This window comes from Rhodanobacter hydrolyticus (assembly GCF_044904645.1).
This window is the reverse complement of record NZ_JADIKK010000007.1, coordinates 93,462-105,947: the sequence shown is the minus strand read 5'-3', so window position 1 is coordinate 105,947 and position 12,486 is coordinate 93,462. Positions and strand designations below refer to the sequence as shown.

12 protein-coding genes are annotated in these 12,486 nt (G+C 67.2%); 4 read left to right on the top strand and 8 right to left on the bottom strand.

Annotated elements, in window-relative coordinates:
• Positions 1–21: 21 nt before the first annotated feature.
• The 3 genes from ISP25_RS00530 (at position 22) to ISP25_RS00520 (ending at position 2,562) form a co-directional block, all read left to right on the top strand.
• On the top strand, positions 22–783 hold the full coding sequence (locus ISP25_RS00530; RefSeq protein WP_192157781.1) for a transporter: 762 nt from the start codon (positions 22–24) through the stop codon (positions 781–783).
• 92 nt (positions 784–875) lie between these two features.
• A complete protein-coding gene (locus ISP25_RS00525; RefSeq protein ID WP_404611544.1) occupies positions 876–2,036 on the top strand; it encodes a glycosyltransferase family 4 protein in 1,161 nt (386 codons plus the stop codon).
• Positions 2,005–2,562, top strand: coding sequence for a phosphatase PAP2 family protein (locus ISP25_RS00520; RefSeq protein ID WP_404611542.1), 558 nt, complete (start codon positions 2,005–2,007; stop codon positions 2,560–2,562). The genes ISP25_RS00525 and ISP25_RS00520 overlap by 32 nt, the downstream gene beginning before the upstream one ends.
• Positions 2,563–2,806: 244 nt before the next feature.
• On the opposite strand, the gene ISP25_RS00515 is transcribed toward ISP25_RS00520, so the two are convergent.
• The 4 genes from ISP25_RS00515 to trpB all read right to left on the bottom strand — a co-directional run bounded on the left by ISP25_RS00515 (position 2,807) and on the right by trpB (position 6,669).
• On the bottom strand, positions 2,807–3,583 hold the full coding sequence (locus ISP25_RS00515; protein ID WP_404611540.1) for a dienelactone hydrolase family protein: 777 nt from the start codon (positions 3,581–3,583) through the stop codon (positions 2,807–2,809).
• A 64-nt stretch (positions 3,584–3,647) separates the two neighbouring features.
• Positions 3,648–4,517: an acetyl-CoA carboxylase, carboxyltransferase subunit beta gene (gene accD, locus ISP25_RS00510; protein WP_192157784.1), complete on the bottom strand. Its 870-nt coding sequence runs from the start codon at positions 4,515–4,517 to the stop codon at positions 3,648–3,650.
• A 143-nt stretch (positions 4,518–4,660) separates the two neighbouring features.
• The gene (gene trpA / locus ISP25_RS00505) at positions 4,661–5,461 is read right to left on the bottom strand and encodes a tryptophan synthase subunit alpha (protein ID WP_404611538.1); all 801 of its coding nucleotides are present in this window, start codon (positions 5,459–5,461) and stop codon (positions 4,661–4,663) included.
• On the bottom strand, positions 5,458–6,669 hold the full coding sequence (gene trpB, locus ISP25_RS00500) for a tryptophan synthase subunit beta (protein WP_192157788.1): 1,212 nt from the start codon (positions 6,667–6,669) through the stop codon (positions 5,458–5,460). The genes trpA and trpB overlap by 4 nt, the downstream gene beginning before the upstream one ends.
• 103 nt (positions 6,670–6,772) lie before the next feature.
• Here trpB and ISP25_RS00495 point away from each other — a divergent pair, with 103 nt between their 5' ends.
• A complete protein-coding gene (locus ISP25_RS00495) occupies positions 6,773–7,666 on the top strand; it encodes a LysR family transcriptional regulator (RefSeq protein WP_192157790.1) in 894 nt (297 codons plus the stop codon).
• A 10-nt stretch (positions 7,667–7,676) separates the two neighbouring features.
• On the opposite strand, the gene ISP25_RS00490 is transcribed toward ISP25_RS00495, so the two are convergent.
• The 4 genes from ISP25_RS00490 to ISP25_RS00475 all read right to left on the bottom strand — a co-directional run bounded on the left by ISP25_RS00490 (position 7,677) and on the right by ISP25_RS00475 (position 12,458).
• Positions 7,677–8,711, bottom strand: coding sequence for a cupin-like domain-containing protein (locus tag ISP25_RS00490; RefSeq protein WP_404611535.1), 1,035 nt, complete (start codon positions 8,709–8,711; stop codon positions 7,677–7,679).
• A 2-nt stretch (positions 8,712–8,713) separates the two neighbouring features.
• Positions 8,714–9,343, bottom strand: coding sequence for a phosphoribosylanthranilate isomerase (locus ISP25_RS00485; protein ID WP_404611533.1), 630 nt, complete (start codon positions 9,341–9,343; stop codon positions 8,714–8,716).
• Entirely contained in the window at positions 9,340–10,107 is a 768-nt protein-coding gene (truA, locus tag ISP25_RS00480) for a tRNA pseudouridine(38-40) synthase TruA (RefSeq protein ID WP_192157794.1), read from the bottom strand. Before truA ends, ISP25_RS00485 begins: the two co-directional genes overlap by 4 nt.
• 125 nt (positions 10,108–10,232) lie before the next feature.
• Positions 10,233–12,458 (bottom strand): FimV/HubP family polar landmark protein, encoded by a 2,226-nt coding sequence (locus tag ISP25_RS00475; protein WP_404611531.1) that lies wholly within the window; start codon positions 12,456–12,458, stop codon positions 10,233–10,235.
• Between the last annotated feature and the right edge of the window lie 28 nt (positions 12,459–12,486).

Here is a 12,486-nt window from a genome sequence, read left to right as displayed (position 1 = left end):
ACTGGGGGGCGCGTAGAAACCATGGATTTTAGCCGATACCGCAGCTGGCTCGGCGTGCCGTCATTGTTGCTGGCGGGATTTGTCTCGACTGCGTCAGCACTGGACAACCCCGGTTACGACCGTCCCGGTCTCGGCTTCACTCCGGTCGTGCTGGGCGCCGGCGACATCACGCTGGAACAAGGTCTGCCGGACTGGAGTCTCGCCCGCGCCAGCAGCGGTGACAGCGCTCAATACACCGCCGACAGCCTGCTGCGGCTGGGTATCGGTCAATCGCTGGAACTGCAATTCGGCAGCTCCTACAACCGACTCAGCCAAGGCGATGCGGTCGACTACGGACGCGGCGACAGCACCCTGGCGCTGAAATTCGCCCCGCCCGCACGCGGCAACTTCAGCTGGGGGCTGCTGGGCAGCATCGAATTCACTGATGGCGCGAGCGACTTTCGCAACCCGCGCCGCCAGTACCTGCTGGGCACCGAGTTCAACTGGCAATTGGACGAACGCAATGGCCTCGCGCTGTACCTGGAAAACGTGCGCAGCGGCGGCCACGACAGCCGCCAACTCGCCGTCAGCGATGGTTACGCCTTCACGCCGAGATTCAGCGGCTACGTCGAATTCGGCGTGATGGACGTGTCCGGCGTTGGCCAAGGCAGCCGCGCCGGCGCCGGCCTGGCATGGATGCTTACGCCACGCGTGCAATTGGATGCCAGCATGCGCCATCGCCTCGATGGCGCTGCGCCCGAGTGGGAAGCCGGACTCGGGATAGCGGTGTACTTCGGCCGCTGAAAACCGCGACCGTCATCCGCCCGTCATGTATTCGCCACCCTTGCGCAAAGCCGCGGCGCGAAGCTGTACGCAGGTCACGCGAGAGCAACGTCATGCGCATCGGCATCGTCAGCGAAACCTGGCTACCGGAGATCAATGGCGTCGCGCTCACCGTGTACGGTCTCGCCACCGGTCTGGTGGCACGCGGGCACACAGTCGAAGTGGTGCGTCCGCGTCAGGCGTGCCCGAGTGCCGCCGATGCCCATTTCGAAACCGTGTTCGCCCGTGGCGCGGCCCTGCCCCGCTACCCTGGCCTGCGCTTCGGCCTGCCCGCAGGACGGACCCTGCGCGAGCGTTGGTCGCAGGAACGCCCGGACGCCATCTACATCGCCACCGAAGGCCCGTTGGGCAGTTCGGCGCTGCGCGTGGCGAACGCCCTGCGCATCCCGGTCGCCTCCGGATTCCACACGCGCTTCGACAGCTATGCCAGCCACTACGGCCTGCGTTGGCTCACGCCGCTGGTGCGCGGCCACCTGCGCCGCTTCCACCGCCGCGCCGCCGCCACCCTCGTGCCCACCGAAGCGCTGGCACAGGAGCTCGCCTCGCTCGGCGTGGACAATGCACGCCTGCTGCGCCGCGCTGTGGATACGCAACTGTTTCATCCCGGCCAGCGCGATCCGTCGCTGCGCGCGCAATGGAGCGTCGACGCCGGCACACCGGTGATGCTGTATGTGGGCCGCATCGCAGCGGAGAAGAACCTCGAGCTGGCTGTGCGGGCCTTCCGTACTGCGCAACAACAACTGCCCGCCATGCGCTTCGTGTGGGTGGGCGACGGCCCCGCGCGCGCTGCATTGCAGGCGGCAAACCCGGATTTCGTCTTCGCCGGCACCCAACGTGGCGAAGCACTGGCGCGGCACATCGCCAGCACAGACTTGTTCCCTTTCCCAAGCCTCAGCGAAACCTTTGGCAACGTGATCCTTGAAGCGCTGGCCTGCGGAGTGCCGGTGATCGCCTATCGCGAAGGCGCGGCACGCGAGCACCTGTGCGACGGCTACAACGGTTACTGCATCGCGCCCGCCGATGCGGACGCATTCGTCACTGCCACCGCCACATTGGCCGGCAACCCTGGGCTGATCCGCCACATGGGTCGCCGCGCGCACGAAAGCATGGCGCGCCTGTCGCCGGATCAGGTCATCCGCGAATTCGAGTCCTTGTTGCGAGAACTGGCTGAGGAGCAGCGCCATGAGCACCATGCCGTCATCGTCCATGCCTAGAACCGTTGCCTTCGACCGTCGCGTCTGCGTGGCGGCGAACCGCTGGGGCACGCGCCGCGCAGTGGGCGTGTTCTTCGGCACCGTCAGCCGGCTCGGCGACGGCATGTTCTGGTACGCGCTGATGCTGGCCCTGGCCGTCTTGGAGGGACGGCGCGGATTGTTCGCGGCCGCGCACATGGCCGCCACCGGCATTGCTGCCCTGCAGCTGTATCGCCTGTTGAAACGGTACACGCGCCGGCCGCGCCCTTTCCGCGCCTGCCCCGGCGTGATCGCACACGTGCCGCCGCTGGACGAATTCAGCTTCCCTTCCGGCCATACCTTGCAGGCGGTGGGCTTCACCATGGTGGCGCTGGCCTGGTACCCGCTGCTGGCACCGCTGCTGCTGACCTTCACCACGCTGGTCGCCGCATCGCGTGTCATCCTCGGCCTGCACTACCCCAGCGACGTGCTCGCTGCGATCGGCATCGGCGGTGCGCTTGGCACACTGTCGTTGTGGCTGGTGCACGCCACGACCATGCTTGTCTGAGCAAAATCTGCGCATCGCGTCGCGCGCCACTGTGCGCTCAAGCACTTGCACCACCTATCCACAGGCTATGCCCATGTGCTTCCACATTTGTTGTGGAAAACGCGCAAAGGCTTGCGCAGAAATTCGTCAATGCGTGCCAAGTATCTGTTGCCAAAGCCGTGAACACGGCTTGTCCACAGCTTTGTTCGGCAGGCATCCACATTGACTGTGGAAAACACCGCGCCGCCGGGGAAACCTGGCCTCGCTACAGCCTCGATGCGAAAAAGCGGGCTGCGTTCAAATGAGCCGCGCAGGCCTGTGGTGTTGCCGCATCGAGAAAAAAGGCAGGTCCGCCCTTGTAGATATCGAAGTCGGCCTCGTCGCCGAGACGCCTCGCCATTCGCTTGAGTCCTGCTCCCACCGCCAAGGGAAAGGTCTTATCCCCGTCGCCCCATATCAGACGGAGCGGTGGCAAGGCATGCACAGGGTGTGCGTAACCCTCCGGGAATCCGCCATCGACAATCACAAGCGCGTCGATGTCCGTACTGTTGGCCGAGACCGCCAAGGCTATCTCCGCGCCAAGCGATATCCCGAGCAGTCCGACCTTTCCAGCATGCCCAGACTGCGCATGGTAGTAAGTCGCTACGCTACGGATCGTTGCGATCCATCCGGACTGGTGTTTGGCGTAGTAGCGCTCGCGGGCATCGGAGCTACCCGCACGACCGATGGCGCTCACATCCTTCGGGGAAAGAAAGTGCACCAGGCAAGCTCGCAAACCCTCGCTGCGAAGCGCTCGCCCGATCTCCTCATAAGCCGGCGACCAGAACCCCTTGCTGCCACTCAGCACAAGGACCGTCGGGCGCGCGAAATCCGCCTTATCGGCGAAACACTCGACCAGCACGCTTCCAGTCGGCGTTTGCAGCGTCAGTGACTCGCGCGCAGCCGCGCTGGCCTTTTCAGTCGTGGCCAAAAACATGAGCGCGAACAGCGCAAGCGAATGGACGCGAGCCCACCGTCTCATCATCATCACGACCGAGGTCAAACGCCCTTCCCCGCGAAACGAACGACGCCGCCCGCAGGCGGCGTCATCGGATGCGAAGCCGTCGTTACGCCGCGCGCGGCGCCTTCTCCAGCAGGTTGAGCAGATCGGCGAGCTTGTCGCGCATCTCGCGGCGGTCGACGATCATGTCGATGGCGCCGTGCTCCAGCAGGAACTCGGAACGCTGGAAACCTTCGGGCAGAGTTTCGCGCACGGTCTGCTCGATCACGCGCGGGCCGGCGAAGCCGATCAGCGCCTTCGGTTCGCCGATGTTGATGTCGCCCAGCATGCCCAGGCTGGCGGAGACACCGCCGGTGGACGGATTGGTCAGCACGCTGATGTAGGGCACGCCGGCATCGCGCAGCTTGGCCAGCACGGCGGAGGACTTGGCCATCTGCATCAGCGAATACAGGCCTTCCTGCATGCGCATGCCGCCGCTGGCGGCGAAGCACACCAGCGCACTTTTCTCGGCCAGCGCCCGCTCGCCCGCGCGGGCGAATTTCTCACCGCCCACCGATCCCATCGAGCCGCCGACGAAACCGAACTCGAATGCGGTAGCGACCAGCGGACGGCCCTTCAGGCGGCCGTTCATCGCGACCAGCGCGTCCTTCTCGCCGCTGCTCTTCTGCGAGGCGACGATGCGCTCGCGGTATTTCTTGGAATCGCGGAACTTGAGTGGGTCCGTGGCCTCCATGCTCGGCCACAGTTCCTGCGTGGAGCCTTCGTCGAACAATGCGAGCAGGCGCGTACGGGCACGGATGGCGTGATGGTGCCCGCACTTGGGGCAGACCATCAGGTTGCGCTCCAGCTCCGGCTTGTACAGCACTGAGCCACAGCCTGCGCACTTCTCCCACACGCCCTCGGGCACCTTGCCCTTGCCTGCACCGGAGCCTTGCGTGTGCGCACGCGGGTTCATGATTTTCTGCAGCCAGTTCATAGCGATGCCTCTAGTGAAGCGCGCATTCTAGCCGAGATCGCTGGAAGCACCGGACGCCGGCGTGTGGTGCGCTCCTTCAGCGGAGCCCGAAGTGACTCTCGAGATCGTCCATCGTGCGCAGAAAAGTCGCTGAAGAACGCAACTCAATGCGCGTCGAGCGCATCCCGAATGGGTTGCAGGAACGCACGCACGCGCTCGGCAATCTCATCCACCGAAGCCGCGCCCGCCAACCGCTCCACCAGCGCGCTGCCGATCACCACCGCATCGGCGAAAGCGGCAATGGCTTTCGCGCTTTCCGCATCGCGCACACCGAAGCCGACGGCCACCGGCGCCTTCGCGTGCGCACGCACGTCCGCCACGCGCGCCGCGATATCCGTGGTGCTCAATCGCGCGGCGCCGGTGATGCCGGCGAACGATACGTAGTAGAGAAAGCCCTCGGCCGCCGCGCACAGTTTCGACAAGCGGTCCGGCGCCGTGGTGGGCGCGGCGAGCAGGATCTGCGCGAGACCGGCCGCGCGCAGCGGCGCCAGCACTTCGGACTCTTCCAGCGGGCAGTCCACCAGCAGCACGCCGTCGACGCCGGCCTGCACGGCTTCCGCCGCGAAGCGCGCATAGCCGTGGATCTCGATGGGGTTCAGATAGCCCATCAACACCACCGGCGTATCGGCATCGCGCCGGCGGAATTCGGTGACCCAGCCCAGCACGTCGCCCAGGCCCACTCCCTTGGCGATGGCACGCTCGCTGGCGTGCTGGATCACCGGGCCATCGGCCATCGGATCGGAGAACGGCACACCAAGCTCGATCACGTCGGCACCGGACTCGACCAGTGCGTGCATCAGCGCCACCGCATGTCCAGGCGACGGATCGCCGGCGGTAACGAAGGGAATCAGGCCGGTGCGGCCGGCGGACTTCAGCGCCGCAAAACGGCGGTCGATGCGATTCATACCTGCACTCCTTCACGCGCCGCGATGGTGTGCACGTCCTTGTCACCGCGGCCGGAGAGGTTGCACAGCACGATGCCGTCCTTCGGGTATTCGCGCGCCAGCTTGATCGCCTGGGCGACCGCGTGGCTGGATTCCAGCGCGGCAAGGATGCCCTCGGTGCGCGCCAGCAGGTGGAAGGCCTCCAGAGCCTCGTCGTCGGTGACGCCGACATATTCGGCACGACCGGCGTCCTTGAGGAAGGCGTGCTCGGGGCCGACGCCTGGGTAGTCCAGGCCCGCCGACACCGAATGCGTCTCGGTGATCTGGCCGTCGTCGTCGCACAGCACATAGGTGCGGTTGCCGTGCAGCACGCCGGGCCGGCCGGCGGCCAGGGACGCCGCATGATGACCGGTGGCGATGCCCTCGCCCGCTGCCTCGGCGCCGACGATGCGGACGTCGCGATCGTTGAGGAAGGCATGGAACAGGCCGATCGCATTCGAGCCGCCACCCACGCAGGCAGTGAGTACATCCGGCAGGCGGCCGTACTGCTCCAGCAGCTGCGCACGCGCCTCGCGGCCGACGATGGCGTTGAAGTCGCGCACCATGAGCGGATACGGGTGCGGCCCGGCCACGGTGCCGATGATGTAGAAGGTGTCGGCCACGTTGGTGACCCAGTCGCGCATCGCCTCGTTCAGCGCGTCCTTCAGCGTCTTCGAGCCGGAAGTCACCGGCACCACTTCGGCGCCCAGCAGCTTCATGCGGTAGACGTTGATCTTCTGCCGCTCGATGTCGGTGGCGCCCATGTAGACCACGCATTCCAGCCCCAGCCGCGCTGCCACCGTGGCGCTGGCCACGCCATGCTGGCCTGCGCCGGTCTCGGCGATGATGCGGGTCTTGCCCATGTGCCGCGCTACCAGCGCCTGGCCCACGGTGTTGTTGATCTTGTGCGCGCCAGTGTGATTCAGGTCCTCGCGCTTGAGCAGAATGCGCGCACCGCCCACGTGCCTGGTCAACCGCTCGGCGAAATACACCGGGCTGGGCCGGCCCACGTAATGCGTGAGGTCGCGATCAAGCTCGGCGACGAAGGCCGGATCTTTGCGCAGGCGCAGGTAGGCCTCGGTCAGTTCAGCCAGCGGCGCCATCAGGGTTTCGGCGACATAGCTGCCGCCGAACTGGCCGAAGCGGCCCTGGGCGTCGGGGAAGGCGTGGAAATCCCGGATCTCGGGCATGGGAACTCCAAAAGGAAGCGCGGCGACAGGCTCACACCTTAACGCCTTGGCATCCCATGAAAAAGCGAAAAGATCGCCTCGATACTTGAGCTAGACTCACAGCATGTCGGATCGCGACCTGCCTTCGCTGAATGCCCTGCGTGCTTTCGAGGCCGCCGCGCGGCTGGGCAGCATGAGCCTTGCCGCACAGGAATTGCACGTCACTCATGGGGCCGTCAGCCGGCAGGTCCGCGCGCTGGAAGAAGCTCTGGGCCAGCCGTTATTCGCCCGGCAAGGGCGTGGCGTCGCGCTCACCGCGATAGGCCAGCAGCTGCGCGAACAGTGCAGCACCGCGTTCGGGCAACTGCGCGAGGGCTGGCTGCAGTTGCGGAATAAGCGCGCTGCCGCGGCCTGCGTTCTCGGCTGTTCCGGCAGCGTGCTCGCGCGCTGGGTGATTCCGCGACTGGAGCGCCTGCGCCACGATCTCCCTGCACTGACGCTGCATCTGGCTGTGCAGGAAGAACCTGTGGTCGACCATCTGGCCAACGTGGATGCTGCCCTGTTGCTGGCCGCGCCGCCGTGGCCCAGCGGTTGGCAGGTGCATGAGCTGGCGCCGGAACGTATCGGACCCGTGCTCAGCCCGCGCTATCCCGGCGCCGACCGTCTGCGCGAGCTGCCCGCCAGCGCGCTGTGCGACGAACCGCTGCTGCATACCGCCTCGCGCCCGCAGGCGTGGCCGGAATGGGCGCGCGCCATGGACCTGCCGCCCGAATCATTGCAGCAGGCCCAGGCCCTGCCCCATCTCTACTTCCTGCTGGAAGCCGCGGCAGCGGGGCTGGGCGTGGCCATCGCGCCGCAGCCACTGGTGGCCGACGACCTCGCCAGCGGGCGGCTGCTTGCACCGTGGGGGTTTCGCGAAACCTCCGCGCGCTGGGCGCTGGTTTCAACCCGGCGCACCGACGATGCACGGTTCGCGGCGCTGGCGGACTGGCTGCGCCACGAATTGGCTGAGGCGTGAAACGGCGCGGTCAGAGATTCTGCCGCGCCCCCTCCTTCAGCTTCTCCACGACCTCCGGCGTCTGCGGCCCCAGCACGCCACGGCGATGCTCTGGGATGTGCGCCACGGTTTCCTCGCCGCCGAACACGTAATAGTCCAGCAGCCTGCGCCACTGCTCCCGTTCCGCCGCAGGCAGTTCGCGGAAGGCCAGCAGGCAATGAAACAGCGCCGCGCGCGCGTAGCCGGAGTTGTAGCCGGGCACGTCCACCGGACTCCACCAGTAGTTCATCAACGCGTTGAGCTGCTGCAGCGATTCCACGTTGTGCCACCACAGCGGCGGCATGTAGATCGCGTCGCCGGGGTGGAGTTCGGCCACCTGCGCGGCGGCCAGCGCCTGCTTCAGGCGCGGATAGCGCGGGTCATCGGGCCGGTCCAGTCGCGCCAGGCTGATCGCTGCGCCGGTGGGCGCGAAATCCAGCGGACCGATGTAGAGGTTGGGCAGTTGCTCGGGCGGGAACAGGGTGAAACGCCGCGCGCCGCACAGCACGCAGGCGATGTTGCGCATCGAGTCGAAATGGGTGGGTGTGGTGGCCTTGTTGCCCACCCACAGGCGCGGCTCCACCGAGGGATCGAGGAACGGCAGTTGGTGGTCTTCCAGCAAGCCCGGCAGGCATTCGCGCACGCGCGCGCTCTGGATCACCAGCGCCGGCGCGTTCTCCCGCCGGCTGTAGCTGGCCAGTCGCTGCAGGCCCATGGTCACCGGCACCTTGAAGTGCTGGTAGTTCATCTCGCCCAGGTCCGCCGAGTAGCCGACGATGCCGTCGGCCTCCGGCGCCACCATCAGGGTGCTGACGTCGGTGCCGTTGTCCAGCTCGGCCAGCCGCTGCGCAAAGGCGGTGTCCGACTGCAGTCCGAGCTTCACGAGCGGCCAATCGCGCACCAGGCCGCGGATCACCAGCGGACGGTCGCGGTCGACCAGGATGCGCGGATCGAACGGATGATCGGCGTCGACCCGGCACTCCTCCATCGCGGTCGGTGTCGGCACCGTGCTGGAACCTTCGCTCATGGCTAGCCTTCCCCTTCGTCCGCGGCGCGCACCGCCGCGATGAAATCATGCAACTTGCCGGCATCCTTGATGCCCGGCGCCGACTCCACGCCGCTGGCCACGTCCACCGCCCACGGCCGCGCCGCACGTATCGCCGCGCCGACGTTGCCCGCATGCAAGCCACCGGCAAGGATCACCGGCTGCGCAAGGCCACGCGGCAGCAGCGACCAGTCGAATGCCTTGCCGCTGCCGCCGGCTTCGCCCGCGACATGGCCGTCCAGCAGCAGCGCGGCGGCGCGAGGGTAGTCGTGCAGGCGCGGCAACGCCGCAGCGCCCTCACCCATTGCGATGGCCTTGAGGTACGGGCGCCTGAACTGCGCGCACCAGTCGTCGGCCTCGCCGCCGTGGAACTGCAGCAGATCGGGCTGCACCGTCGCGATGACTTCCTCGACCAGGGCAGCCTCGTCGTCCATGAACAAGGCCACGGCATCCACGAACGGCGGGAGGGCCTGGCGGATCGCCCGCGCCTGTTCCAGCGCCACCCGCCGCTTGCTGCGCGCGGTGAACACCAGGCCGATCGCATCCGCGCCCAGCCGGGCAGCGAGCAAGGCGTCCTTGGTGCGGGTCATGCCGCAACACTTGATGCGGGTCATTGCGATACCTCCGCAGGCAGGCCCCAGTGCGCTTCGTAACGCGGACCGAGGAAGGTCAGGCCCGATGATGGCGCGGTAGGCCCGGCTACTTCGCGATTGCGGCCAGCCAGCAGCTCGGCAACCCATTCGACCGGCTGCTCGCCACGCCCCACCGGCAGCAGCGATCCGACGATGTTGCGCACCATGTGGTGCAGGAAGGCATTCGCCTCGATCTCCACGATCACCTGCTCGCCCTCGCGCCGCACGCCTGCCGCCAGCACACAACGGCGCGGATGGGCGGCCTGGCATGAGGTTGCGCGGAACGCGGAGAAATCGTGTTCGCCCACCAGCGCCTGTGCGGCGGCATGCATGCGAGCGGCATCCAGCGGCAGGCGTTCCCAGGTGACATAACGCGCGTCCAGCGCCGCACGCACCTGCCGGTTCAGGACGGTATAGCGGTAACGCCGGCTGCGGGCGGAAAAGCGCGCATGGAAATCCTCCGCCACCGGCTGCGCCCACAGCACAGCCACGCTGTGCGGCAGGTTGGAAGTGGCGCCGAGCAACCAGCCGCGCATCTCGCGTTCCACCGGCGCGTCAAAATGCACCACCTGGCAGCGGCCGTGCACACCCGCATCGGTTCGCCCTGCGCAGGTCACCTCGACCGGCTGCGCGGCGACCTTCGACAAAGCCTGTTCCAACGCGCCCTGCACCGTGCTGCCATGGGTGAGGCGTTGCCAGCCAAGGAAGTCGGTGCCGTCGTATTCGATGCCCAGGGCGATGCGCATGGATCGTGCTGTCGATTCAAAGCGGAGAGCGTAACAGGCATCTTCCCTGCGATCGCCCCTGATCGCGAAAATCAAACGGGCCGGCATAGCCGGCCCGTTCGTGCTTTACCAATGCAATGAAACTATCAGTGCAGGTCGTCGAGCAGGCGCTTGGCCACGTCGCGTTGCATCTGGCTGCCCTCGTGCAGTACTTCCTCGAGCATGGCGCGGGCGCCTTCGGGATCACCCATGTCGAGGTAGGCACGTGCCAGGTCCAGCTTGGTGTCCGCCGGATCGTCGCTGAAATCGCGCGACTCGATATCATGGCCGGCGGGCTGCAGTTCGGCCTCCGGCTCGTCGAACTGCCAGCTCGACCTCACCACCGTCGCATCTTCGTCCGCGGCGGCATGTTGCTCGACCGGTTTGGCCTCGTCGGCGGGTTTGGTGTCGTCGACGTGCTTGGCCGCCGATTCGTGCGGAGGCGTGAGGTCGAAGTTGAAGTTGTACTCGCTCACCTTGACCGGGCTGGTCGGCATCGGCGGCGGGCCGGCCGGCGCGGGCGCCGCGACGGGCTCGGCGGCATAACGGTCGATGTCGAAACCGTGGTGGGCCTCATGTTCTTCCGTCGACGCGCCATCATGGTGCGCGAACAGTGGATGGCCAGGCACCAGGTCCTCGCCCATGCGCACTACCTGCTGCCACTCCTCCTGCTGCGGGTCGGAAACGTGGGCATGCATGGCTTCAGCTGCCGCCTCGAAATGGTCGATGTCGCGGCGACCGTAGTACAGGCTGACCAGCTCCAGGTGCAGGCCGATGTCGTCGGGATGCTCGGCCAGCTGATCGAGCAGCAGGTTCTGGTCGACGTCGTCGGCGTCATGCAACGGCTCCGAGCCAAAGCGATCGGCCAGCGACGGCGCCAGCTTCGGCAACGAGGACGCAGGCTTCGCCTTGCGGCGACCGAGCAAGGCCCACAGCACCAGCAGAAGGACGACGACGCCACCTGCCACCTCTGCCCAGAGCTGCGAGTACCAGGGCTCGTCGTCGGACGGCGCCGGTTTGCTGGCGGCCGGCTTGGCCGGCGTTGCCTTGACAGGTTCGGCCTTGGCTGGGGCGGCTGCCTGTTCGGGCTTGCTCGCCGCGGGTGCCGTTGCGGCGGCGGCAGGCGCTGCCGCCTGCATGGCCGCTGTCGCGCTGCCGGCCGGTGTTGCCGGCAGCGGGGCGATGCTGGCCGGAGTGGTCGCGGTCTTCGATGCGGTGGCGGCCGGCGCGGTTGCCGCCGGCGCCGCGTTCGCCGGCTCGGCCGGCGCACCAGCCGCCTTGCGCGCCGCGGCCAGCTTCTGTTGCAGCTCGGCGATTTCGTTGTCCTTGAGCGCGAGCAGACGCTGGTTCTTGCTGTTGATGTCGCTGAGGTCCTTCAAGCGCGACTTCAGGTCATCGCCCTGTTGTTGCAGGGTGGCAAGGCTCTCCTTGCTGCGCTGCAGATCCTGGCGCAGGGCGTCGCTGTTGTCGGTGGCCGATTTGCTGCCCTGCTTGGCCGGCACCAGCGCCAGGTGGTCGCCCGTTGTGCCGGTCGCCGTGGGCGAACTGGAGGTGCCGGCACGCGTACCCGCATCGGCCACGTTGGTCGGCGCGCTGCCCACCGTACCGCTGCGCCAGTCGCCGTTCTGGCGACGCACTTCCTCGGCAGCGGTGGCTATCGCGATCGCCTCGGCCTCGGCCTTGCTGGGAATGCGCAGCACCGCGCCTGCCTTCAGCGCATTGATGTTGTCGCGATAGAACGCATCGGGGTTGGTCTGCTTGAGCGCCAGCAACATCTGGTTGACGTCGACGCCAGCCGGCGCCGTCTGGTGGGCCACCGTGGACAGGGTCTGGCCGCGCTCGACCGTCCAGCGCCCATTGGCCGCCTGCCCCGACGATGGCGTACCGGCAGCGCTGCTCGCCTGACGCGGTGCTGCAGCCGGCTTCGCCGCGTGTGCAACGCGCGCAGGCTGCGGCGCGGGACTGCTGCCCGGCGGATCGAGCAGGATGGTGAACTCGCGCACGCTCTTGCCATTGCCGCCATGGACCTCGACCAGCAGGTCGAGGAACGGATCGTTGACAGCCGTTTCGCTGGTGATGCGGATCACCTTGTGGCCGTCGCCGCCGTCGACCACGGCGAAATGCAGGGGAATCCCGGTGGAAGCGTCACCCGATGCCAGATGCACATTGAGCTGCTGCAGCTCGGCCGGCGAGGCCTGCTGTACCGGGATTTCCGCCAGCAAGGGCTGGCCCAGCGCCGATTTGACCTGGATCTGCCCCAGGTCCATGGCCAACGCCTGGCCGCTGCCAAGAGCCAGAGCCACCAGCAAGGGCAGTTTCAACGAACGATTCATCAGGTGCTCCCCCGAACAAGCCGCAGTG